At 56.7% G+C, this 24405-nt stretch carries 24 protein-coding genes; 15 read left to right on the top strand and 9 right to left on the bottom strand.

Annotated features, from left to right (window positions below; all coding sequences use genetic code 11):
• Positions 1-202: 202 nt before the first annotated feature.
• From C8N36_RS24350 to C8N36_RS03930, 10 genes are all read left to right on the top strand, one after another.
• A complete protein-coding gene (locus tag C8N36_RS24350) occupies positions 203-346 on the top strand; it encodes a hypothetical protein (RefSeq protein ID WP_176527064.1) in 144 nt (47 codons plus the stop codon).
• A 38-nt stretch (positions 347-384) separates the two neighbouring features.
• On the top strand, positions 385-1176 hold the full coding sequence (locus tag C8N36_RS03895) for an urease accessory protein UreD (RefSeq protein ID WP_097803303.1): 792 nt from the start codon (positions 385-387) through the stop codon (positions 1174-1176).
• A 1-nt stretch (position 1177) separates the two neighbouring features.
• Positions 1178-1480: an urease subunit gamma gene (locus tag C8N36_RS03900; protein WP_097803304.1), complete on the top strand. Its 303-nt coding sequence runs from the start codon at positions 1178-1180 to the stop codon at positions 1478-1480.
• Positions 1481-1500: 20 nt separating this feature from the next.
• The gene (locus C8N36_RS24090; RefSeq protein ID WP_170125793.1) at positions 1501-1665 is read left to right on the top strand and encodes a hypothetical protein; all 165 of its coding nucleotides are present in this window, start codon (positions 1501-1503) and stop codon (positions 1663-1665) included.
• Entirely contained in the window at positions 1662-1967 is a 306-nt protein-coding gene (locus C8N36_RS03905; RefSeq protein WP_097803305.1) for an urease subunit beta, read from the top strand. Before C8N36_RS24090 ends, C8N36_RS03905 begins: the two co-directional genes overlap by 4 nt.
• A 96-nt stretch (positions 1968-2063) precedes the next feature.
• Positions 2064-3773: an urease subunit alpha gene (gene ureC, locus C8N36_RS03910; protein ID WP_097803306.1), complete on the top strand. Its 1710-nt coding sequence runs from the start codon at positions 2064-2066 to the stop codon at positions 3771-3773.
• Between the two features lie 102 nt (positions 3774-3875).
• Entirely contained in the window at positions 3876-4418 is a 543-nt protein-coding gene (gene ureE / locus C8N36_RS03915; protein WP_097803307.1) for an urease accessory protein UreE, read from the top strand.
• Complete coding sequence (locus C8N36_RS03920; protein WP_097803308.1) at positions 4408-5049, top strand: urease accessory protein UreF; 642 nt, start codon at positions 4408-4410, stop codon at positions 5047-5049. Before ureE ends, C8N36_RS03920 begins: the two co-directional genes overlap by 11 nt.
• On the top strand, positions 5046-5657 hold the full coding sequence (ureG, locus tag C8N36_RS03925) for an urease accessory protein UreG (RefSeq protein ID WP_097803309.1): 612 nt from the start codon (positions 5046-5048) through the stop codon (positions 5655-5657). Before C8N36_RS03920 ends, ureG begins: the two co-directional genes overlap by 4 nt.
• Positions 5658-5756: 99 nt before the next feature.
• Positions 5757-6125, top strand: coding sequence for a VOC family protein (locus C8N36_RS03930; RefSeq protein ID WP_097803310.1), 369 nt, complete (start codon positions 5757-5759; stop codon positions 6123-6125).
• 60 nt (positions 6126-6185) lie between these two features.
• On the opposite strand, the gene C8N36_RS03935 is transcribed toward C8N36_RS03930, so the two are convergent.
• The 8 genes from C8N36_RS03935 to C8N36_RS03970 all read right to left on the bottom strand — a co-directional run bounded on the left by C8N36_RS03935 (position 6186) and on the right by C8N36_RS03970 (position 17862).
• Entirely contained in the window at positions 6186-8801 is a 2616-nt protein-coding gene (locus tag C8N36_RS03935; RefSeq protein ID WP_097803311.1) for a nitrate reductase, read from the bottom strand.
• On the bottom strand, positions 8798-9133 hold the full coding sequence (nirD, locus tag C8N36_RS03940; RefSeq protein WP_097803312.1) for a nitrite reductase small subunit NirD: 336 nt from the start codon (positions 9131-9133) through the stop codon (positions 8798-8800). Before nirD ends, C8N36_RS03935 begins: the two co-directional genes overlap by 4 nt.
• Positions 9130-11580, bottom strand: a complete 2451-nt coding sequence (gene nirB, locus C8N36_RS03945) for a nitrite reductase large subunit NirB (protein ID WP_097803313.1) — start codon at positions 11578-11580, stop codon at positions 9130-9132. Before nirB ends, nirD begins: the two co-directional genes overlap by 4 nt.
• 4 nt (positions 11581-11584) lie before the next feature.
• Positions 11585-13267 carry an ABC transporter ATP-binding protein gene (locus C8N36_RS03950; RefSeq protein ID WP_097803314.1) on the bottom strand — a complete coding sequence of 561 codons (1683 nt, stop codon included), beginning with the start codon at positions 13265-13267 and terminating at the stop codon, positions 11585-11587.
• Positions 13268-13272: 5 nt separating this feature from the next.
• Positions 13273-14358: an ABC transporter permease gene (locus C8N36_RS03955; protein ID WP_097803315.1), complete on the bottom strand. Its 1086-nt coding sequence runs from the start codon at positions 14356-14358 to the stop codon at positions 13273-13275.
• A gap of 116 nt (positions 14359-14474) precedes the next feature.
• Positions 14475-15842, bottom strand: a complete 1368-nt coding sequence (locus tag C8N36_RS03960) for a CmpA/NrtA family ABC transporter substrate-binding protein (protein ID WP_097803316.1) — start codon at positions 15840-15842, stop codon at positions 14475-14477.
• 260 nt (positions 15843-16102) lie between these two features.
• On the bottom strand, positions 16103-17281 hold the full coding sequence (locus C8N36_RS03965) for a CmpA/NrtA family ABC transporter substrate-binding protein (RefSeq protein ID WP_097803317.1): 1179 nt from the start codon (positions 17279-17281) through the stop codon (positions 16103-16105).
• Positions 17278-17862 (bottom strand): ANTAR domain-containing response regulator, encoded by a 585-nt coding sequence (locus C8N36_RS03970; RefSeq protein ID WP_097803413.1) that lies wholly within the window; start codon positions 17860-17862, stop codon positions 17278-17280. The genes C8N36_RS03965 and C8N36_RS03970 overlap by 4 nt, the downstream gene beginning before the upstream one ends.
• A gap of 323 nt (positions 17863-18185) precedes the next feature.
• On the opposite strand from C8N36_RS03970, the gene C8N36_RS03975 reads away from it, so the two are divergent.
• The 5 genes from C8N36_RS03975 (at position 18186) to tsaA (ending at position 21750) form a co-directional block, all read left to right on the top strand.
• Positions 18186-18650 (top strand): thiol-disulfide oxidoreductase DCC family protein, encoded by a 465-nt coding sequence (locus tag C8N36_RS03975; RefSeq protein WP_097803318.1) that lies wholly within the window; start codon positions 18186-18188, stop codon positions 18648-18650.
• Positions 18647-19144 (top strand): DUF4166 domain-containing protein, encoded by a 498-nt coding sequence (locus tag C8N36_RS03980; RefSeq protein WP_097803319.1) that lies wholly within the window; start codon positions 18647-18649, stop codon positions 19142-19144. Before C8N36_RS03975 ends, C8N36_RS03980 begins: the two co-directional genes overlap by 4 nt.
• Positions 19145-19294: 150 nt before the next feature.
• Positions 19295-20146, top strand: coding sequence for an SMP-30/gluconolactonase/LRE family protein (locus C8N36_RS03985; RefSeq protein WP_097803320.1), 852 nt, complete (start codon positions 19295-19297; stop codon positions 20144-20146).
• 24 nt (positions 20147-20170) lie between these two features.
• Positions 20171-21280: an NAD(P)/FAD-dependent oxidoreductase gene (locus C8N36_RS03990; protein ID WP_097803321.1), complete on the top strand. Its 1110-nt coding sequence runs from the start codon at positions 20171-20173 to the stop codon at positions 21278-21280.
• Positions 21277-21750 carry a tRNA (N6-threonylcarbamoyladenosine(37)-N6)-methyltransferase TrmO gene (gene tsaA, locus C8N36_RS03995; protein ID WP_097803322.1) on the top strand — a complete coding sequence of 158 codons (474 nt, stop codon included), beginning with the start codon at positions 21277-21279 and terminating at the stop codon, positions 21748-21750. Before C8N36_RS03990 ends, tsaA begins: the two co-directional genes overlap by 4 nt.
• 6 nt (positions 21751-21756) lie before the next feature.
• Here tsaA and C8N36_RS04000 read toward each other — a convergent pair whose 3' ends face one another.
• Complete coding sequence (locus tag C8N36_RS04000) at positions 21757-24381, bottom strand: hybrid sensor histidine kinase/response regulator (RefSeq protein WP_097803323.1); 2625 nt, start codon at positions 24379-24381, stop codon at positions 21757-21759.
• Positions 24382-24405: the final 24 nt, after the last annotated feature.

Genomic DNA, 24405 nt, shown 5'->3' on the forward strand with positions numbered 1-24405 from the left:
CTATTGCAAGGGGCAGCGCATCTGCTAGCAAGGTCCCGCAACATATGTTGCATCTCGTGTGGCGGCCCAACGTGAGGTCCAATTCATATGGGTCGTCACACACCCGTTTTCCGAAATTGCGTTTCCTAGCGTCCCGGCGGGTGGCTTAGTCATTGGCCGTGAGGGGCCGTGGGTCAATTCTGCGTGTGCGAAGAGCACGGCCTTGCTTGAAATTGGTGAAAAATTAGTCACAACTGCGGGGTTTCGATTAAAAAATGGGCGCAAAGCCCTGTCCTCTATTCTCTTTTCGCCGGAAACATTGCCGGAATCAGGCCTACGTGCTGAACAAAGTGGCGAAACCAAGTGACCGAGGAAAAACCGATTAACGCCACGTTAAGACATACGATGCCCAAACAGCCCCGCGCTGAAGGAACGCTAAACCTAAGGGCGAAAAATCGCGGCACATGCAGCGCGATTGCGCATCTTCGGTCATCCGGCTGTATGAAGGCTTTGTTCCCGCGCAGCAGCGATGCGCTTGAGGCGATTGTCATTAATACAGCGGGCGGTTTGACCGGTGGTGACAAAGTGGCGCTTCGGGCCGAGGCGGAAACGGGTGCTTCTTTATGCTTGACGACCCAAGCGGCCGAGCGCGCCTATCGTGCAGCATCGGGCTTTGCGACGGCGGACAGTGTTTTGACAGCGCAATCCGGTGCACAGATCAACTGGCTGCCCCAAGAGTTGATCTTGTTTGAAGGCGCGGCGCTGCGCCGGTCGCTAAAGGTTGATCTGGCGTCTGATGCGCGGTTGCTCATGGTGGAGCCGGTGGTCTTTGGCCGCGCGGCAATGGGCGAGGTGCTGCGCAATGTGTCGTTCCAGGACCGTATAGAAATCTACCGCAACGGATTGCCCTTATATATGGACGCCTTACGCTTGGACGGTGATCTTGTCGCGCAAATGGCACGATTGGCTAAAGGTGCCGGTGCGATGGCCAGTTTGGTTTTTGTCGCCCCTGAAGCTGAAGCGCATTTGAGCGCGGTGCGGGCAATGTTGCCCGAAACTGGCGGGGCTTCTCTCTTACATCCGGATCTATTGGCTCTGCGCCTCGTGGCCGAAGACGGTTTCGAGTTGCGCCGCGCCTTGCTTCCTATTCTTGATCGCCTCAGTGGCGACACACTCCCGACGTCTTGGAGACTATGACATGCAATTAACCCCGCGCGAAAAAGACAAACTGCTGGTGGCCATGGCCGCCATCGTCGCCCGCAAACGGTTGGAGCGCGGCGTCAAGCTGAACCACCCCGAAGCGATTGCGCTGATCACAGATGCAGTGGTTGAGGGGGCCCGCGATGGCCGATCCGTCGCCGACATGATGCAGGCTGGTGCCGAAGTCATCACCCGCGAAGATTGTATGGACGGCATCGCAGAGATGATCGTCGAAGTGCAAGTCGAAGCAACCTTTCCCGATGGCACCAAATTGGTGACTGTCCACAACCCTATTCGCTAACTTTTAGCAGGAGACATCTTATGAAGTATCTTTCCGCCTTCTCACTGCCATCCCTTGTTGTACTTGCGTCTCCCGCCATGGCCCACGAAGGGGCGCACCTGCATCCGCACGATGGCGGGCTCTGGCTTGGTGTTGTGGCTATTTTGGCTGGTCTTGGCCTGATCGCCCTCAAGGTGCGCAAATGATCCCCGGAGAGCTGTTTCCAGCCTCTGGAACCCTGACCCTGAATGAGGGGGCAGAAGCCATTACCCTGATGGTCGCCAACACCGGCGACCGGCCGATCCAGATCGGGTCGCATTATCATTTCGCCGAATCAAATCCAGGTTTGGATTTCGACCGTGACGCTGCGCGGGGTTTGCGTCTGGATATCGCCGCCGGAACAGCCGTGCGGTTTGAACCGGGCCAGCGGCGCGAAGTGCAATTGATCCCGATCTCGGGCGCGCGCCGCGTGTTCGGGTTCAACGGGCAAGTGATGGGTGATCTTTGACCTGCCAGATATGAAGGCATCGCCGGTTTGTGACACCGGTATGCCCATCGCCCTTGCTAAAATCTTTGCCCGAATGGGCCATTCGGAGGCCACTCTATGCCAGCCACAATAAAACGTTCCGACTATGCCGCCATGTTCGGCCCTACCACGGGTGACCGCCTGCGCCTTGCGGACACTGATCTGATTATCGAAGTCGAACGCGACCTGACCACCTACGGCGAAGAGGTCAAATTCGGCGGCGGCAAGGTTATCCGTGACGGCATGGGTCAAGCCCAGACCACGCGGGCCCAAGGTGCGGTGGATACCGTTATCACCAACGCGCTGATCGTTGACCATACCGGTGTCTACAAGGCCGACGTCGGCTTGAAATCCGGTCGCATTCACAAGATCGGCAAAGCGGGCAATCCAGACACCCAACCCGGCGTGGATGTTATCGTTGGCCCCGGCACCGAAGTCATCGCTGGCGAGGGGCGCATCCTGACCGCAGGCGGTTTTGACAGCCACATCCATTTCATTTGCCCGCAGCAGATCGAAGACGCGCTACATTCCGGTTTGACCACAATGCTAGGCGGCGGAACCGGCCCCGCTCATGGCACACTGGCCACCACCTGCACGCCCGGCCCTTGGCACATTGGCCGGATGATGCAAGCGGCTGATGCCTTTCCGATGAATCTCGCCTTTGCGGGCAAGGGGAATGCGTCCCTGCCTGCCGCGCTTGAGGAACAGATCAAGGCCGGTGCCTGCGCGCTCAAATTGCACGAAGATTGGGGCACCACACCCGCCGCCATTGATTGCTGTCTGACCGTTGCCGACGCAATGGACGTGCAGGTGATGATCCACACCGATACTCTGAACGAATCCGGTTTTGTCGAACACACGGTCGGGGCCATGAAGGGCCGCACCATTCACGCCTTCCATACAGAAGGCGCTGGTGGCGGCCACGCGCCTGACATCATCAAAATTTGCGGCGAAGAGCATGTCTTGCCCAGTTCAACCAACCCGACGCGGCCCTTTACGGTCAATACCGTCGAGGAACATCTCGATATGCTGATGGTCTGCCATCATCTTGATAAATCGATCCCCGAAGACGTGGCTTTTGCCGAAAGTCGCATCCGCCGCGAGACAATCGCAGCCGAAGACATCTTGCACGATATGGGCGCGTTTTCGATCATCGCCTCCGACAGTCAGGCGATGGGGCGCGTTGGCGAAGTGCTGATCCGCACTTGGCAAACCGCCGACAAAATGAAGAAACAGCGCGGACGTCTGGCTGAGGAAACCGGTGAAAACGATAATTACCGCGTCCGTCGCTATATTGCCAAATACACCATCAATCCAGCGATTGCCCATGGATTGGCGCATGAGATTGGCAGCATCGAAGAAGGCAAACGCGCTGATCTGGTGTTGTGGTCGCCTGCCTTCTTTGGTGTGAAGCCGGAGATGGTTTTGCTGGGCGGGATGATTGCTTGTGCGCAGATGGGGGATCCCAATGCGTCGATCCCGACACCGCAGCCAGTTTACAGCCGCCCGATGTTCGGGGCCTATGGCCGCGCCGTAGAAAACTCTGCTGTGGTCTTTGTATCAGAGGCGGCTCAGGCCGACGGGATTGGCAAACAGCTGGGGTTGGCCAAGCAGACTTTGGCGGTGAAAAACACCCGCGGGATCGGCAAGAAAGACTTAAAATTGAACGATGCTTTGCCAGAAGTCGAAGTGAACCCCGAAACCTACGAAGTGCGGGCGAACGGGGAACTTCTGACGTGCGAGCCTGCAACCGAACTACCTATGGCACAGCGCTATTTCTTGTTCTAGGAAATCGCAATTTGGGCCGATGGATAGGCGCAAAGCAATACAAATATAACGGCTTAGGCGGCCAGATGTGCCGCCTCGGTTGCTGAAATCAAAGGACGCGTTATGAATGTAGACACGCTACCTGTGGCGCAGGTCTTGCTGCGCAAGGGGACTTGGTCCGGTGCGACACAGACCGTGACACTGGACTATGATGCACGGTTTTTACGCCGCAAAAAGCTAACCTGCGACGGCGGTTTGGGCTTTGTCGTCGATCTTGAAAAAACCATGTCTTTGGACGCAGGAGATGCCCTTCAGCTGGGGGATGGCCTGTTGGTCGAAGTCCGTGCCGCTGCCCAAGATGTTCTGGAAGTCAAAGGAAATCTGGCCCGTTTGGCATGGCATATCGGCAACCGCCACACCCCATGCCAAGTTGAAGAAGACCGGCTATTGATCCAACGTGATCCGGTGATCCGGCATATGCTGGCGCATCTTGGAGCGACGGTTGTGGAGGCGGTTGAACCCTTCACACCCGAAGGCGGGGCCTATGGCCACGGGCGCACCCACAGCCATGATCATGGCAACAGCGCCCATGATCATTCAGGCGACCACGATCACGATCATACCCACGACCATCACAGCCACGCAGGGCACGATCATGCCCATTGACGGAAACCTGCTCACCTTGTCGCAATGGTTGTCTCCGGCTTTTCCCTTAGGGGCGTTTACCTATTCGCACGGGCTTGAAACAGCCATCGAGGCGGGGTGGGTCCACGATGCAATCAGTTTGCAAGACTGGCTTGAGGATCTTCTGGAGCATGGATCAGGGCGCACGGATGCGATCTGGATCAGGGCGGCGATGTCCGACGGCGCACATTGGCCCGATCTTGATGCCTTGGCGCGTGCGTATTCGCCTGCGGCTGAGCGCCTGCGCGAAGCGGACAAGCAAGGCGGGGCCTTTGTGAAAACCGTGAACGCAGTTTGGTTCACCAGCTTGCCCGCCTTGGTGTTGCCGCTTGCGCTTGGGGCTGCGGCGCAAACGCGCCGGATGGACGCCGACACCGTAGTTGCGCTCTACCTCAACGCATTTGTCGGCAATCTCGTGTCGGCAGCACAACGCTTGATGCCATTCGGGCAAACGCAGGCGCAACAAGTGTTGTCGGCTCTAACGCCGCTATGCTTGCGGGTGACTGCTACGACGCGACCATTGACACCGGATGACCTGTGGTCGAACGCCTTTTTGTCCGACATATCAGCGATGAAACATGAAACCCTGCAACATAGGTTGTTCCAATCATGACCCAGTTTAATGGCCCGCTTCGTATTGGTATTGGTGGCCCGGTTGGCGCTGGTAAAACCACACTGACGGCACGTTTGGCCGAACGGCTGAAGGACAGCTATTCCATCGGTGTGATCACCAATGACATCTATACTCAAGAGGACGCCGAAGCGCTGATGCGCATGCAAATCTTGCCCTCTGATCGGGTGATCGGTGTGGAAACCGGCGGCTGCCCGCATACTGCGATCCGCGAAGATGCCTCGATCAATCTGGCAGCGGTGGCGCAAATGCAAGATCGCCACCCAGAAGTGCAGATTGTGTTGATCGAAAGCGGAGGGGACAATTTGTCTGCCACGTTCAGCCCTGAACTGGCGGATCTGACGCTTTATGTGATCGATGTGGCGGCGGGCGAAGAAATCCCGCGCAAAGGCGGCCCGGCGATCACCAAATCGGATTTGTTGGTGATCAACAAAACCGATCTGGCGCCCTATGTTGGCGCGTCTTTGGATGTGATGAAAACCGATGCCACGCGGATGCGCGGTCCGCGCCCCTTTGTTTTTGCGGCTTTGCGGCACGGGACCGGGGTCGATGAAATTCTTGAGCAGATCAAGGATTTGGCTGGGCTCTAGGCTCTGGAATGTGGGGTCAGTGAAACCCAAATGCGGCGCGGCCCCCGGATAATGTGATCTGTGTTAGGATGGAATTGGCATTCGACACAGGAGGGGTAGATGCAACTCGGAGCGTTTTCAGTTTCACTGGCCGTCAAGGATTTGGCGGCGTCCAAAGCGTTTTATGAAGCGCTGGGATTTCAGGCCTTTGGCGGGGCCGAAGAACACAACTTTCTGATTATGAAAAACCGCGAGACATTGATTGGCTTGTTTCAAGGGATGTTTGAGGGCACGATGCTGACCTTCAATCCCGGCTGGGATCAGTCCGCCAGTGCTGTTGATCCGTTTGAGGATGTGCGGGAAATCAAGGCACGGTTGCTTGAACAGGGGCTTGAGGTCACCCAAGAACAGGGGGGCAAAGCGGGGCCAGCAAGCTTTGTGGTCACTGATCCCGATGGCAATCCTGTTCTCATCGACCAGCACAGGTAAATTGCTGGTTTGCGCGGACAGGCCTTGGATATTGTCGTCACCAAGGCCATGCCGCAGGGATCACTCAGCGGCCTCTAGCCGCTGGGTTTGCGCCAAAAGCGCAGCAAGTTCGGGTTTGCAGGATCCGCAATTGGTACCGGCCTGTAGCGCCGCGCCAATGGCGTCGACAGTCAGCAAGCCCTGGGTTTCGATGGCCGTCAATATGGTGTTCACACCCACATTGAAACATGAACACAAAGTGGGGCCGGGATCGGGCATATCGGCCGGTGCGCGGCCCGTTAGGGCGTCGCTCGCAGATGTGCCCGGCAAGGTCGCTGCATAGTCGCGCATCAAGCCAACCGGTTGTGGCGCAACAAACAACGCTGCCAGCAAAATCCCGTCTTGATAGAGCGCAATACGGGCGACGCCGCGGGCTTTGTCTTGCAAGACTTGGGCCTCGGCATCCGGCAAACCAAACATGTCGCGCGCGGCTGTTGTCCAGTCTTCCGGTGCCTCGGCTCCGGCCAGCTCCGCTCGAAAACCAGCGGTTGTGCGCGCTTGCGCCCAGTATTCCGACGTCGGTTTGAATTCGCTGGACGATACGGCAAAACCGTACCACGCGGCTTGGTATTTCGTAGCAGACACTACCGCAGCCTTGGTTTCAGGTTGACCAGAAACGGGATCAACCACACTGGCAATTGTATCGCAAATCCGCGCAGCCGGAGCGGTTTCTCCGGTCCAATGGATGGGGGCGAACAGGCTGCCGGTCTGAACTGCATCGGTGATGCGCGCGCGCAAGATTGACTGGCCTTGAGGGCTGCGCAGACGCACCAGATCATTGGACTTGATTTCCAACTGGCGGGCATCAGTCGGATGGATTTCAACAAAGGGCTCTGCCAAATGCGCAGAAAGGCGCGGTGACAATGCCGTCCGTGTCATCGTGTGCCACTGATCGCGCACGCGGCCTGTGTTTAGGCGGAACGGATAGCGCGGTCCGGTTTTGGCCTCTGGTGCGCGGTAGCTGACGGCCAGCATCTTGGCCTTGCCATCTGCATGGAAAAACTGCCCGTCAGCAAAGAACCGGCCACCTTGCCGCCGCGCCGAAATGGGCCATCGGGCGGGTTCAAGCCCTGCGTATCCCTCATCCGAAAGCTCTGCGAGGCCCGAGATGTCGAAGTCGCGGTCAAACCCCGCAGCGATGCCCGAAAGGGCAGCATATTCGCGGAAAATCTCTGCGGGTGAAATGAAGTCAAAGGCGTCTTTCCAGCCCATGCGCCGCCCGACTTCTGCCAGCTGGTCCCAATCGGGGCGGGCGTGGCCGGGGGCTGGTAGAACAGCGCGCTGGCGTGAAATGGTGCGGTCGGTATTGGTGACACTGCCGTCTTTCTCCGCCCATGCGGTCGCAGGCAGCAGCACATCGGCAAGACGGGCGGTATCGGTCGCGCCCGTGACATCCGAGACCACGACAAAGTCACAGCCTTTGATGGTGGCCCGCACAGCCTCGGCGTCGGGCATGGATACGGCGGGATTGGTGTGGATGATCCAAAGGGCTTTGATCTGACCGGTGCCAACGGCGCGGAACATATCCACGGCCTTAAGGCCAGCGGCCTCGGGCATGGCAGGGGCATTCCAAAATCCGCGCACGGCTGCGCGGTGCTCTGCGTTTTCCAGATCAAGGTGGCACGCCAGCATATTGGCCAAACCGCCCACTTCACGGCCCCCCATAGCATTGGGCTGACCGGTGATGGACAGCGGCCCGCAGCCTGGCTTGCCAATCCGCCCGGTGGCGAGATGACAGTTGAGGATGGCGTTGACTTTATCCGCACCGGACGAGCTTTGGTTTACGCCCTGACTAAACAAGGTGACGGTTTTTTCGGTGCGGGTGAACAGATCGCAAAAGGTTTTGATGTCCCTCGGGTCTAATCCGGTGACCGATACATCACTGCAAAATGCAGTGTGCAGTGCTTCGTCAAACCCGTTCACATTGGCCAGATATTCGGCATCCAATGCGCCGTTCTCATAAAGCTGTGTCAGCAAATGATTGAAGAGGGCCACATCGCTGCCTGAGGCCAGCGGCAGATGCAAATCCGCAGCGTCGCATGTTGCCGTGCGGCGCGGGTCAATCACAACAATCTTGGTGCCATGCTTTTCGCGTGCAGCCAAAAGACGCTGGTACAACACCGGATGGCACCATGCGAGGTTGGACCCAACCAGCACGACCAGATCGGCTTCTTCGATATCTTCGTAGGTTTGCGGCACGGTGTCCGTACCAAAAGCCCGCTTGTGCCCGGCCACGGTCGACGCCATGCAAAGCCTTGAATTTGTGTCGACATTTGCACTGCCCATAAAGCCTTTGATCAGCTTGTTGGCAACGTAATAGTCTTCGGTCAGCAATTGACCAGACAGGTAAAACGCCACGCTGTCAGGACCGTGTTCCGCGAGGGTGTCGCTGAATTTATCGGCCACCAATTGCAAGGCGCTGTCCCAGTCACTGTCCGCTCCGTCCACCTGTGGAGACATCAGGCGACTTCCAAGTCCGACTGTTTCACCAAGGGCAGACCCCTTGGAGCAGAGCCGTCCAAAATTCGCCGGATGATCAGGATCACCTTTGACATCGAGACCGGTGTCTGTCGGGGTCAGCAAAACCCCGCAACCGGTTCCACAATAAGGGCAGGTGGAGCGAACAGTTCGGGTCATGCGGCGCTCCTTTGCGCCACTGTTTCAAGGTCGAGCAAAATCCGGCCATTTTCGACTTTGACAGGAAATGTTTCAACGCTGCCCTCATCGGCCCCTTGTGCAAGGCCTGTTTCAAGCGAGATCACCCAGTTATACAGCGGGTCCGTAACCATTCTGCCATGAACGATACCTTCGGACAAAGGTCCGTCGCGGTAAGGGCAGGCGTTGACGAGGGCAAAGACATCGTCGTCAATGGTGCGAAACACCGCCAGATCGCGCCCGGGGGCTTTGATGATACGCGCACCGCGTTTGCGAACGGCCTCTAGGGGGCCAATGTCGATCCAATTGGTCATTCTGCTGCCTCCAATGTGAGGTTGGCGATGGGTTCGTATTGATCGGCCTCTTTGGCGATCTCTTCGGCCCATGGGTCCTTTTGGTATACGCTTTGCGAAATTTTAAAGCGTTCGATCAGGGCGTTACGTTCGTCTTCATTTTCGACGACCTGCTCTTTCACCCAATCAAGACCAACCTTGGCGACCCATTTATAGGCACGGTCCAAGTATTTGGCGTTTTCACGGTAAAGCTGCATAAAGGCGATGGTCATATCGAGGACTTCTTGCTCGGTTGCGACATCAGCCAGACGTTCAGTTTCCTTCACATCCATGCCAGCCGCACCCGCGACGCCGATCTGATAGCCTGAATCGACGCAGACGACGCCAATGTCTTTGCAGGTGGCTTCTGAACAATTGCGCGGACAGCCAGAGACCGCCAATTTGACCTTGTGCGGTGCCCATGACCCCCAAAGCGCCTTTTCAAGCTGGATACCCAGACCGGTGCTGTCTTGGGTGCCGAAACGGCAATGGTCTTTGCCCACACAGGTTTTTACGGTGCGCAAGCCTTTGGCATAGGCATGGCCTGACACCATGCCTGCGTCGTTCAGGTCTTTCCAGATTGCAGGAAGGTCAGCACCTTTTACGCCCAACAGATCGATACGCTGGCCGCCGGTGACATGCACAGTGGGGACGCTGTATTTATCAGCAGCATCCGCAATTGCGCGCAATTCATCCGGAGTGGTCATGCCGCCAAACATACGTGGCACCACCGAATAGGTGCCGTCCTTTTGGATGTTGGCGTGTTTGCGTTCGTTGATGAACCGGCTTTGCGGATCGTCAGAGTATTCCAAGGGCCAGTCTGCCAGCAGGTAATAGTTCAGAGGCGGGCGGCAGACGTGACAGCCACAAGATGTCTTCCAACCCAGCTCTTGCATCACAGCAGGCATGCTTTTCAGCTCTTGCGACTTGATCAAACGGCGCACGTCTTCGTGGGTCAGATCAGTACAGCCACACATAGGGGCTTCGGTCGGGACGACAAATTCGTCGCCCAGTGTGACGGCCAAAACCTGCTCGACCAAACCGGAACAGGTCCCACATGAGGCTGATGCCTTGGTGGTTGCTCTGATCGCGCCGAGATCGGTGGCGCCGTCATTGATCGCTTTTACGATCTCACCTTTGCAAATGCCGTTACAACCACAAATTTCTGCCTCATCCGGCAAGGCTGCAACGGCTGAGAGCGGGTCCGAGGAGGAGCCCCCCTGATACGCAGGGCCAAAGATCAGCGTGTCGCGCATGTCGCTGACATCTGTGCCGTCTTTGATCATGCCGTAGAACCAGCTGCCGTCGGCTGTGTCGCCATACATTACGGCACCGATGATCTTGTTGTCCTGCAAAACAAGGCGTTTGTAGACGCCGCGCGCCGGATCGCGGAACACGATGTCATCGCGGTCATCGCCTTCGGCGAAATCACCGGCGCTGAACAGATCACAGCCCGTTACTTTGAGCTTGGTCGATACTTCGCGATTGACGAATTCTGCGTCCTCGCCTTGCAAGACTTTGGCCAGCACTTTGGCTTGGTCAAAGATCGGTGCCACAAGACCAAAGATATCGCCGTTGTGTTCAACACATTCGCCGATGGCAAAGATGTTTTGATCAGAGGTCCCCAGTTGGTCATCCACATGGATGCCGCGCCCGCAGGCCAGACCGATGTCTGCCGCAAGGCCGGTGTTCGGACGAATACCGACAGCCATCACCAGCAGATCGCAGGGCAGTTCGGTGCCGTCGTCCAGCATCAAGGCTTTGACTTTGCCGTTCTCGCCTGTGATCTCTTTGGAGTTGGCTGAACATTTGACGGTGATGCCTTTGTCGACCAAGGCCTTGCGCAGCAAATAGCCCGCAGGTTCGTCTAGCTGACGTTCCATCAGATGACCCATCAAGTGGACCACAGTCACCTCAACGCCGCGTGCGGCCATGCCTGCTGCGGCCTCAAGCCCTAGCAAACCGCCGCCAATGACAACGGCCTTTTGGCCAGCTGTCAGCGACATCATTTCTTGTGTGTCTTCCAGATCGCGGTAGGCAATCACACCGTCCAGATCATGTCCGGGCATCGGGATGATAAAGGGGTTTGATCCAGTGGCAAAAACCAGCTTGTCGTAGCTGACTTCGCGCCCGTCATCGCCGCGGATAATCTTGGCAACCCGGTCGATTTCGGTGACTTTGACACCAAAACGGGTATCGACGCCCTTGGCGCTATACCAGTCATCGTCGTGGGTGACGATGTCGCCATATGTCTTGTCGCCAGACAGCACAGGCGACAGCATAATGCGGTTGTAGGTGCCACGTGGTTCAGCGTTGAACAGGGTGACATCCCAATCCGCGCCTGATCCATTTTCCTGCGCGTCGGTTAGGTGATCCAAAACGCGGCCAGCGGCCATGCCTGCACCAATGATAACAAGTTTCTGTGTCATGGTTTTACTCCGCCGCGATTGTTGTAGGTGCGGGTTTGGGTTTGGGTTTTGCCCCGTGCTCGTATTCCTCAAGGAAATCGAGCACCTCTTGCCGGTAAGCGTAATAATCAGGATGCTCGAGCAAGGCCTTGCGGGTGCGTGGGCGCGGCAGGTCTACCTTGGTGATTTTGCCGATTGTGGCTTGCGGGCCGTTGGTCATCATTACAACGCGGTCAGCCAATAGGATTGCCTCGTCCACATCATGGGTTACGCAGATCGCGGTGACTTTGGTCCGTGACCAGACCTCCATCAGCACCTCTTGCAGTTCCCAGCGGGTGAGACTGTCGAGCATGCCAAATGGTTCGTCCAGCAACAGCAATTTCGGGCTAAGAGAAAAAGCGCGGGCGATGCCGACGCGTTGTTTCATGCCGTTCGACATAGAGCTGGCAGGGCGGTCCATTGCATCGGCAAGACCAACACGTTCAAGATAGTATTCCACCACGTCCTGACGTTCGGCTTGCGAGGCGCGAGGATAGACCTTGTCAACGCCAATAGCACAGTTTTCACGAGCACTAAGCCATGGGAACAGGTTGGGCGACTGGAAGACAACCGCACGCTCCGGATCGGCCCCTTCGACGTGGCGACCATCGAGTTTGATCGCCCCCTTTGAGATGTCATTGAGACCGGCAGCCATGGTCAGAACGGTGGATTTGCCGCAGCCCGAATGCCCGATCAGCGAAATGAATTCACCGCGATTGATTTTGAGGTTGAAATCCTCAACCACGGTCAATGGGCCTTTGGGCGTCGGATAGATCTTGTGCAATTGACTGAAGTCGAGGAAACGTTCGTCGATCATGCCTTTTTGTGCTTCGACCACCGCTGCTGGAACACCGTGGATCGGGGTGACGTCGGGCAGAATTTTAGTGCCTTCGACTTTGCCCTTGATGCCAACGTCCATCAGATAAGTGGTGACCTTGGCGCGCAAGGACTTAAAGCCTTCGTCGTTGTTCATCTCTATCCGGTCGCGGGGGCGGGGGATGTCGACTTTGAACTCTTCGCCAAGCGTTCCATCGGGGTTGAGCGCGATGATCCGGTCAGCAACCAGAATGGCCTCGTCCACATCATTGGTGATCAGCACGCAGGTCTTTTTGCTGCTGTCCCAAATGTTGACGATCTCATCGGCCAAATTGGCACGGGTCAGGGCATCAAGTGCGGACAGAGGTTCGTCCAGCAACAGCATTTCCGGATCCATCGCCAGCGCGCGGGCCACGTTGACCCGCTGGCGCATTCCGCCAGACAATTCAGCCGGACGGCGGTGCGCGGCGTGCGACAGGCCAACCATATCAACGTAATGGGTTACCGTTTTCTCTTTCTCGGCTTTCGGCATTTTGGGAAACACCGAGTCGAGCGCGAGGCGGACATTACCCGCAACGGTCAACCAAGGCATCAGCGAATAGCTTTGGAAGATCACGCCGCGTTCCGGGCTTGGCTCTTTGATTGGTTTGCCTTTGAAGGTGACGCTGCCGGTTGATGGCTGGTCGAGGCCGGCCATCAAATTAACCAATGTTGTTTTACCGGTGCCCGAGAAGCCGAGGATCACAAGGAACTCGCCTTCTTGAATATCAAGGTTGATATTTTTCAGAACTTCGGTGCGGTGCGTGCCCTCACCGAAGCCTTTACATGCGTTTTCGAACTTGAGAATGCTCATGGGAATTACCGATTGTTCGAGAAAGTGAAGAGCGACTGCAGGGCGAACATGACACGGTCAAGCAAGAAGCCGATGACGCCGATGGTCAGAACTGCAACGATGATTTTGGCGAGCGACTGGCTGGAGCCGTTCTGGAATTCATCCCAGACGAATTTGCCAAGGCCGGGGTTTTGCGCCAGCATTTCAGCAGCGATCAGAACCATCCAGCCCACACCAAGTGACAAGCGCAAACCGGTAAAGATCAGCGGTAGGGCCGAGGGCAAAACCAGTTTGGTGATCTTGGTCCAAGTGTTCATTTTCAAGACCTTGGAAACGTTGACCAGATCTTTGTCGATCGACGCCACGCCAAGGGCCGTATTGATCAATGTTGGCCAAAGCGAACAGAGCGTCACGGTGATGGCGGAGACCAGAAAGCTTTTGGAAAACATGCCGTCGTTTGTGGCATAAAGGGCCGAGACAACCATGGTGACAATGGGCAGCCAAGCCAAAGGCGAGACCGGCTTGAAGATTTGTACAAGCGGGTTGATCGCAGCATTGGCTGTGGGGGACAGGCCGGCAAGAATGCCCAGAGGAATGGCAATGGCCGAGGCGATCAAGAAGCCGAAGAAGACGGTTTTGATCGAGGTCCAGATCTGCTCATAATAGCTGGGAGAGCCGGTGTAAGGGATGTCTTTTACTTTTTCGGGTTTGCCTTGGGCAATGAAACGGTCGTTGCGCTTATCAACCCGTTCTTCGTGGGCGGCCTTTTTGTCGGCCTTGGCCAGTGCGTCTTTGTGCAACAAAACCGTTTCGGTCCAGACCGCACCGGGGCCGGGGATTGCACCAAGCGAAGTTTGTACTTTGGGGGCCATTGTGGCCCAGAGCATCAAGAAGATCGCGATGGCAAGCAGGGGCACGCCGAGCAGCCGCCAGATGTCTTTGAATTGCGCGCGCGGGTTGTCACCTGCGGCGGCTTTGAGGATCGGAGTGATCCAAGCCAAGCCCAGTACCTGGAACCATTTGTCGGCTGTATTGATACGCGTAAAAAGGCGGGCGCGGCGCGCTTCGCGTTCGAGGTCTTGGTTTAGGCTGTCTGGGTCGATGGCAGTCATGGGGCAGTCCTTGGAGTGAGATCCTTGGGGAGTATTGTGTGGACGGGGGTGACGCTTGTGCTGTGCACGTCGCCCCACCCGCCGTCCCATTTGGCGTTTGGGCAGAAACGTTGGGGTTAGCCTTCGATTTCGGAGCCGATAACGCGCTGTTCGGCTTTCAGGCCGATTGGCAGGCTGTCGAGGTAGGCGTTTGGTGCTTTTCCGTCATAACCAATGCCGTCGATGATATCGGCGGCAGGGGTTGGCGCTTTGTAGCCATCGCTGTCCCAAGGGAAGTCGGCTTCTTGCACCAGACCTTCTTCAACCAGCAGTTTTGCGGCTTCGAGATAGATCTCTGGTTTGTAGACCGATTTGGCCACTTCGTCGTACCAGCTGTCAGGCTTCGCTTCGGCGATCTGACCCCAGCGGCGCATCTGGGTCAGGTACCAGATGGCGTCGGAATAGAAAGGGTAAGTCGCGTTGTGACGGAAGAAGACGTTGAAGTCTGGCACGTCGCGCTTGTCACCTTTTTCGTATTCAAAGGTCCCAGTCATCGAGGCTGCGATCACTTCTGGATCTGCACCGACATAATCGGGGCGAGACAGAATTTCCACGGCTTCGGCGCGATTGGCGTTGTCGTTTTCATCCAGCCACTGAGCGGCGCGGATCAAGGCTTTGACTACGGCCAGTGTGGTGTTGGGGTTTTCCTCGGCAAAGCTGGCGTTGATGCCGAACACTTTCTCGGGGTTGTTTTTCCACAGCTCGTAGTCGGTGATCACCGGAACGCCGATGCCTTTGAAAACAGCCTGCTGGTTCCAAGGCTCGCCCACGCAGTAGCCGTCGATTGTGCCAGCTTCCAAAGTGGCAGGCATTTGGGGGGGAGGTGTTACGGACAAGAACGCTTCGGCGTTGATTTGGCCGGTCACATTCTCGGGGCTGTAATAGCCGGGGTTGATACCGCCAGCAGCCAACCAGTAGCGCAATTCGTAGTTATGTGTCGACACGGGAAAGACCATACCCATGTTGAAGGGCTTGCCTTTCGCCTGATAGTTTTCGATCACTGGCTTAAGATAGCTGGCGGAAATCGGGTGGATGATTTTGCCGTCCGCATCGACAGGCAGTTCAGGCTTGATCATTTCCCAAACATCGTTCGACAAAGTGATACCGTTGCCGTTCAGATCCATCGAAAAGGGCGTGATGATATGCGCCTCGGTGCCGTAACCGATCGTGGCGGCCAGTGGCTGACCAGCCAGCATATGTGCGCCGTCCAATGTGCCGTCAATTACACCATCCAGAAGCACCTTCCAGTTGGCCTGTGCTTCGAGTGTTACAAACAGGCCCTCGTCGTCAAAAAAGCCTTGTTCATAGGCAACGGCCAGTGGGGCCATGTCTGTCAGTTTGATAAACCCAAAGGTCAGTTCGTCCTTTTCCAGCTCCAGCATTTCGGCGAAGGCTGGGGAGGTGAGGGCGGTACATGCCGCGAGTGCGCAAAGCAGCTTATTCATCAGGGTCGTATCCTTTTTGCATTAGGCTGTGGGCCTTGAGGCCAAAACGGCAAAAGCCGCCCGACACGCTGCCAATGGGAGGAGGGGCAGCAGGTCGAGCGGCTTTGCTCGGGTAAATCCCAGATCTCTGGGGAATTTTGTAAGATGGCTTCGTTGCCGCCTTGAATTCACTATGTCGCTAAGCGCGTGCAATTCGCAAAAAGTTTTGGGGGTTTTTGCTGCATTGCAGCGTTGGCCGGTCGAAGCTGCCTATTTTTTAATCAGCCGCAATCGTAGGGGTCAAAAATTACGCCGTCAAAAAAGCGATCTGGTGGAAGAATCAGTGTTCCAGTCTCTGCAGGAACGCTGGTGACTCGCTCATTGGCGCCTTCTAGTTTAGATGATGCACCGGGCAATTCTGCTGCGGTGCCGCGTAGCGCGCTTCGGTAGATGTCAGAGCGGAACACTTCGGCGGCGCTGCGCATGGCTTCGCCCCGTTCCATCCCCATCCGGGATGCCAATTGCAATGCAATCCATTGCGCCTGACTGCGCCAGGGGAAATTGGCACTGCCTTTGTGGAATTCGAGGAATCCGGGGGCATTGCGCTGCAAACCTTGCTGAGTGACGGTCAGTGGACCGATCAGCGCGCGGTCAATTATATCAGCAGGCAGGTCGAGATGCCCGCTGCGAGACAGTAAATCAGCGGCCAAAATTCGCGAGTCAGGGTCCGAGAGCCATTGGCACGCCCGCCAAATTGCACGGATCAGCCGCTGTGACAGGGCCGTTTCACTGTTGGCCCAATCGCGGCGCACGGCCAGCACTTTTTCAGGAGCGCGTTTCCAGATTGCCGATCCCGGCAAAAGCAAGGACCCCTCGCTTTGGTCCACGGAAATCGATCCCCACGGCTCTCCGACACAAAACGCGTCGACTTCGCCAGCGCGCAACGCGTCCGCCATGAGGGCGGGGGGCACTGTGCGAATGTTAATATTTTGTGGGGCCGGAAAACCAAGCGCAGACAGCCAGTAATACAGCAGTTCGGCGTGCATCGAAAACGGGAAAGGGACACCGATGCGCAGGGGGGATTGCGCGGCCTTGATCAAGGCGCGGCCCGCTTTGTGGGCGTCAGCAAAGTCGAAATCATGTCCGTTGTCTGCGAGCCGCGCTGCAAGGTCTCTGCCAACGCCGATGACATTGCCATTTAAAGACAACACCATAAGCGCATCTAAAGGTGCACCCGCACTGCCAAGGCCAAGGGCGGTGGCGACAGGCACAGGGGCCAGCATATGGGCGGCATCGACTTGACCAAATGCCAACATGTCACGCAATGACGACCACGACGGGGCGCGTTTCAGATCGAGTGACAGGCCCTCTTGGGCGGCGAATCCCATGTCTTGGGCGACGAAAAGCGGGGCTGCATCGACCAAAGGTATATATCCGACGGGTATTGTGGTTTTTCTCATAACAGTAATCCGGCCGAGGACACCAAGGCCTGCGCAACCTCGGCAAGGCGGCGGTTCTGATCCATCGCGGCTTTGCGGAGCAGGGCATAGGCTTGCTCTTCATTGACGCCGCGGGCCTTCATAATCATGCCCTTGGCGCGGTCGATGACCTTTCGGTCCTCAAGCGCACGTTTGGTTTCGGCTAATTCTGTTCGCATTCTCTGAAACAGGCGGAACCGCGCGATTGCGGCCTCAAGCACAGGCGTGATCCGCTCGGGCATCATGCCGCCGACGACATAGGCCGAAACACCGGCTTCGATCGCGGCAGCGGACAAGCCCGCTGCACTCCGGTCTACGAACATCGCCACGGCGCGCTCTTTTGGACCAGACGCAAGGGTCAGTTCTTCGAGCATATCACGAGACGGGTTTTCGATGTCGATCAGCACCATATCGGGATTGTGTTGCTGGATCTGGCGGGCAAGGCCGGTCGGCTCTGAAATCACGCGGATTTCATATTCGCCAGCAGTGCGCAGGCTGTCGACAATCTGAAGGGCGCGGTCGCGGTCCGCTTCGACCACAACAATGGAGAGTTGCGAAGGCATGATTTCACAGACACCTGTTTCACGCGCGGAAGTAAAGCTGCAACGCAGCATTTTGCGTCAGCCGAAAGGTCTCTGCCTATTATTTAGGCAAAAATGTTCGGCGCTAACACCTCTGGGTGCGGGCCTCTCGACAATTGGCCCCGATGTCGCGACCGTTCAGCCTTGGCTATATTGCTTTGCAGATGGCCCCAACAAATGGAACCGGTGTTCAGGCACAGTGCAAGGCGCGATCTCTGGGCGCTTTGATGTAACCCGCCCGCGCATTTTGCCACAGGGCTGGTTTGTGCAACGGTTGTTATTCTTGGTCCGTCAAAGGAACTGCCATGCGCCCTGTTGCCCGTCCTGAGTTCTCATATCGCGAAGACAGCGGAGTTCCCCGCTTTGATGAAACGCGCCTGTTATTGGTGATGGACGGGGAATGCGCCCTGTGTTCCGCCGCTGCCCGCCGCATTGCCCGTTGGGATCACGAGGATCGGATTCGGATCGCGACGGTGCAATCACAGCTCGGGCGTGGTTTGTTGCTGCACTACGGATTAAAACCTGATGATCCTGAAAGCTGGTTGATGATCAAAAACGGGCGGGCACACGGATCTCTGGATGCAATTGTTTCACTTGGGCAGCAAATACATTGGTCGCTTCGACCGTTACTGATCTTGCGATTGCTGCCCTTTGGCGTGCAGGATTGGCTTTATGCGCGGCTTGCACGCAATCGCTACTCATTGTTTGGCAAAGGTGATATTTGCGCCCTTCCTGATCCAGAACTGCAACGTCGGGTGATCGCAAAATGACAATTTATGCCGACTTGTTGGGGGATGATCTGGGGCGGTTGCCCGTGGAATGCTTGGCCCTTCACTCGGACTATGGCCGGTTCAAGGGGCGGATTAGCGTCAGCTATGCCCGTTTTCCCGGAGTGGCGAGGCTAGGGCAGATGTTTGGCTTTGCCCCGCCTGCCGAGGATGCTGTACTGACCCTTGATGTTGAGCGGCAAGGGGATCAGGATCTTTGGGTTCGAAATGTCAAAGGGCAAGCGATGAGGTCGGTGCTTTGGGTGACCGAAAACGGGTTGCTGGCCGAGAAAATGGGCCCTGCAACAGTCCTAATGAAAGCCACCATCCAAGGCCGCCAATTACATCTTCAGCCAAAAGGGTTTGCCTTGGGGTCACTGTCGTTGCCTGACTGGCTGGCCCCGCAAATCGAGGCGGTTGAAATGGCCGAGCTGGGCCGCTACCGCTTTGAGGTGACGATCAGCCTGCCGCTCATCAACTGGCAACTCGTCAGCTAAACAGGGTGGCTCGACACTCTTGGCGCAGTGCAGGGGTAGTGGCCCGGCCACAGGCTGTATTTTCTACGTTGTTCAGGGCTTTACCTCTGGCGGTTGCTGGATAGACTGCGGCACGATCCCTTCCATTGGATTTACATCGGAGCCTTCGCCATGAGCGCAACCATCTTGTCACAGACCCGCTGCATTTTGGGCGAGGGAGCGCTGTGGCATCCGGCGCGTCAAAGCCTGTTCTGGTTCGATATTCTGGGTCACCGTTTGTTCGAGAATCGCAATGGGATCCAACGCGAATGGGCGTTTGACAGAGCTGTTTCGGCAGCAGGCTGGATCGACGAGAACAAGCTGCTGATCGCGTCTGAACGCAATATATTTGTGTTCGATCTGGAGAGCGGCCAAGAAACCCATGTTGTTGATCTTGAGGCTGACAACGCGGTCACGCGATCAAACGATGGCCGGGCAGATCCGCAAGGCGGGTTTTGGATCGGGACCATGGGATATAGCGCTGAAAAAGGGGCCGGATCGATCTACCGGTTTTACAAAGGCACCTTGCGCAAGCTGTTTGGCGATATTTCGATCACCAACGCTATTTGCTTTTCGCCCTGTGGTGGTTTCGGGTTTTTCACAGACACACCGACCAAGCTGATCAAAAAGGTTGCACTGGATTCCGACGGCTGGCCGCTTGGGGATGCTGAAACATGGTTGGACCTGACTGACCTCGACGCAGGTCCGGATGGGGCTGTCATTGACGCTGATGGCAATTTTTGGAATGCGCAATGGGGGGCGTCGCGGGTGGCCTGTTACGGGCCGGACGGCAGTTTGCGGGAAACTGTCGCGTTCCCCGCCAAGCAAATCAGCTGTCCAAGCTTTGGCGGATCAGATCTGAACACTTTGTTCGCGACTTCTGCGGCCGATGGCACAGGGCCCGATGATCCACAGGCCGGACAGACCTTCTTTGCGCAGACGTCGGCAAAGGGCCAGTTGGAACACCGCGTTTTACTCGATTAGATTTTGCTGGGTTAGGAATGTATTATGGTGCAGACGTCGGATGTTATTGTCATCGGTGCTGGTATGGCTGGGGTGAGCCTTGCCGGACGATTGGCGCAGCACGCCAAGGTTACAATCCTAGAAGCGCAGCCGGGCCCGGGGACCCAAGCAACCGGACGTTCGGCCGCTTTGCTGGTGTGCAACTATGGCAACGCGGTGCTGCGCCGGATCAATGCGCTGGCTGGTTCGTTTCTAGCGGACCCAGCGGAATTGGGGGAGCGATCATTTTTGACCCCGCGCGGCATGCTGTTTTTCGCGGGCATAGGCGACATCGCTACTTTTGAAAGCGAGTTGGCGCGGGGGGACGGATTGGAGCGGATTTCCTCAAGCGATGCGGTAAAAATGGTGCCCATTTTGCGGCCGGATGCGGTGGCGGCTGCCTGTTTGGAGCCAGACGCGCAAGATATTGACGTTGATCGCATGCTGAACGGATTTTTGAGGGCAGCGCGTGGTCATGGCGCTGTCTTGGTCAATAATGCCGAAGTGACCGCCATCAACCGCACTTCGAACTGGCAGGTAGAGGCCGGTGGCAACCGGTATGAAGCGCCAATTGTTGTCAATGCCGCCGGAGCTTGGGCTGATCAAGTCGCGCTTATGGCGGGGGTTGCCCCGCTGGGATTGCGGGCGCTGAGGCGCAGCGCCGCTTTGCTGCCCGTGCCTGATGACTACGATATCACCCATTGGCCGATGATGGAGCCGATCACCGAAAGTTGGTACGCCAAACCGGTGTCGGGCAAGCTGATGGTGTCCCCTGCGGATGCCGATCCGGTTGCGCCGATGGATGCATGGCCGGACGATATGGTGCTGGCCGAGGGGCTGGATAGGTTTGAGCGATCCGTCACGATGCCGGTCACACGGGTCAGTCATTCGTGGGCTGGACTGCGTACATTTGCCCCGGACGACACGCCAGCAGTCGGTTTTGCCGATCAGCAAGACGGGTTCTTCTGGCTGGCGGGGCAGGGAGGTTATGGTATTCAAACAGCACCGGTTCTATCGCAACTCAGCTGTGATTTGCTGCGCGGTATCACGCCTTCGATTGCGGCAGATTTAATTGTATCGTTGGACCCCAACCGATTTACAAAGGACAGCTTGTGACGACCTACCCGAAAGATGATCCCAGACTTGGTGAAACGGTATTGGATGCTCCGATCCCTGAAGATGCCTGCGTGCAGTTTATTGGCGTGATCCGCACGCCCTTTGCCACCCGCGCAGATTGTCCGCGCCAAGGGGATCATGAAGGGCCGGATTGCCGTATCGAAGTGGCTCCGCGCTTTGAACCTGCGCTTGAAGGTTTGGAACCGGGGGCGCGGATCGATGTGTTTTACTGGCTCCACAACGCCCGCCGAGATCTTTTGACCCAAACACCGCGCAGTGGGCGAACGCGCGGTACGTTTGCGTTGCGCTCTCCCGTGCGGCCTAATCCGATAGGGGCGTCGTTGGTGGTTTTGGTTGCACGCGACGGTCCGGTTTTGACAGTGCGCGGACTGGATTGTCTGGACGGCACGCCGCTGTTGGATATCAAGCCTGAAAGATGCGTACATGTTGGCCCAAAAGACGCGGATTGACGGTGTCTATGGATCTTGCGGCGGATCAACGAGCAACCCGCGATGTTTCAGTTCCGCCAGAGTTGTTTCCCAGCTCTCCGACAAGGCATGACACAAAGCTGGCAAGGACTCTGGCGCGTCCTGTGCTGCGGTTTGAATATCGCGCAGCACTGCGTTCAAATGGCTGGCACCAAAGACACCGGCAGAGCCTGCCATGCGGTGGGCCTCTGGACCGATGTCCGCCAGCGGAGCAGTGGCATTGGAGCAATTGATCAACAAGAATTGCTCCATCTCGCTGCGGAACAAGGCAAGCAACCGCCGCGACTGATTGCTTGGCAGCTCCTCAAGTAGCTCGGTTAAAACCATTTCATCGATTATTGCGACGTTACTCCTTGGCAGGTTTTCAGCGGGCGGCGGAGCTGGCCACGCACCGGGTTGGGTTGCCTGTACCAATGCTTTCCTGAGGGACTTTCGGGTCAGGGGTTTAACCAGCACTGCATTCATTCCTGCCTCGATGAAACGGGCGGCTTCGGACGGCATCGCATGGGCCGTTGTGGCAATGATCGGGGTGTCCGCATCGTCTTGCCGGATGTGTTGCGTGGCTGTAATCCCGTCCATTCCGGGCATCGAAATATCCATCAAGATCAAGTCAAATCCACCGCCGAGCGCCAGCTTGACCCCTTCGGACCCATCAACGGCCTCGGTGACAGTGTGACCGTCGCGTTCCAGCAGTTTTCCAGCAACCATTCGGTTTGTCGGATTATCTTCGACAAGTAGCACCGATTGCGGCGGCAAGGGATCGACCTCTTGCTCGACGCTTTCTTTTGGCGGAGGGGCCGGCGGCAAGGCGGTTGCCAGCGCCGGAGGGGACATGGGGATGCTCACCCAGAAAACGCTGCCTTGGCCCAATTCGCTTTCTGCCCCCATATCGCCGCCCATCGCCGTGACCAACCGCTGGGAAATTCCCAAGCCAAGCCCTGTGCCGCGATTGCTGCGGGCATAAGAACTGTCGATGGTGACAAAGTCTCCAAAGACGCGATCAAGGTCCGTTTGTGAAATTCCAAGGCCGGTATCGATCACACGAATTTCGACTTCATTAAGGCCGTTGTGGCATTCCGCTTCGATAAAAATTTTGCCGTTCTTGGTGAACTTGATCGCATTCCCCAAAAGATTAAGCAGGATTTGTCGCAATCTGCCCGGATCGCTAAAGACGTCGGTGAGTTCCAGCGGCATTGGGGACATAATCAGTTCGTTGCCACGTGCGTTGGCGCGCCCCCTTTGGCCATCAATGATTTCTTGCAACAATGCAATTAAATCAAAGCTTTGATTTTGCATACTCATTTTGCCCGCGTCCAACCGCGAGATATCAAGGACGTCATTGACATGGCTCAGCAAAATATGCCCCGATTGCCGCATCACATCGAGGTAATGTTGGTGAGCAGCGCTGAGAGTTTGCGGTTCAAACAGATCAAGCGTCCCAAGCAATCCATTCAGCGGCGTGCGCATTTCATGGCTCATGACCGCCAGTAAATCCGCCTTTTGTTTCTCGCCGGCAATGGCGCGGTCACGGGCATCGCGCATGGTTTCCTCGCTTCGAACCCTGTTCGAGATGTCGCGGATAAAGCTGACAAAAATTTCACCCTCGCGACTGTCGGTACGGGCCAGCGTCAAATCTACGGGAAAGGTGGTTCCGTCTTGATGCAGGGCGTCCAGCTGCACAATCCCCTGACCGATCATGCGGGGGGTATCGTGCAGCGTGTCAGCGCCCTTGCGGTTGAGCTTTTTGAGCCCTTCGCGGTGCATTTCACGAAAATCTGCGGGAATGATCAAATCAGAGATATTGGCCCCCAGAGCTGTTTGGCGCGGATATCCAAACATGCTTTCGGCGGCCCCGTTGTATTCGACAATCACGCCGTTGCGATCTGCGACAATGACGGCATCCAAGGCCGTGGCGATGATGGCTTCCATCCGTTCGCTGATTTCCAGATTGGTTTGTGCGTCCTGTTCGCGGATTTGCGCAAGCCGGAACATGGCCAGTACAACGATGATCAGCACGGTGACCAAGGCAATGGTCAAAATGGCAATGCGCGTCAGGGTTTGCGAAATGCTGGCTCTTTGTGCATCACTGATTTCCGAGAAAATGCCAATTCCCTTAAGGGCAATTTGGCGGGCCGCGTCCTGTGCCAAGCTGCTTTGCTCCGCAAACGCAGGCAAAGATTGTTCAAAACGATTGCCCGTCGCATCCACAATCGGAATCCAATACGTGAAAAACTGGTCAAGTTGCTCCAATTGATTTTTGACGTTTGGATCGCGCGTCAGCTCGCCAAAAATGGGGCTGCTGCGCAAAGTGTCGATCCGGCTGTAGAAGATATCAAACCGAAGGCGCAGGTTTTTGATGTCTGGATCGACCTCGTGCATGACCTCGTGCATGGCCTTGTAAGCGGCCAATTCCAAAGCCATTCCTTCGGATTCGCCTTGGGACAGGAACCACTGCACATTGTCAGATGATGCGAAGGCCAGCCTTTCCAACTGCTTGCGCACGTCCATCACCAGCAGCAAGATAATGCTGATAAACAATATGACGATCACAGCCGTAAGGCCGCGCCGCATACGGCCGGATTCGCCGGATTCTCGATCTGCTTTGGTCGTCACGGTTCTGGTCTGCCTGTCCGGTTT

The sequence above is a fragment of the Pelagimonas varians genome, from assembly GCF_003208435.1.
GTDB lineage: Bacteria > Pseudomonadota > Alphaproteobacteria > Rhodobacterales > Rhodobacteraceae > Pelagimonas > Pelagimonas varians.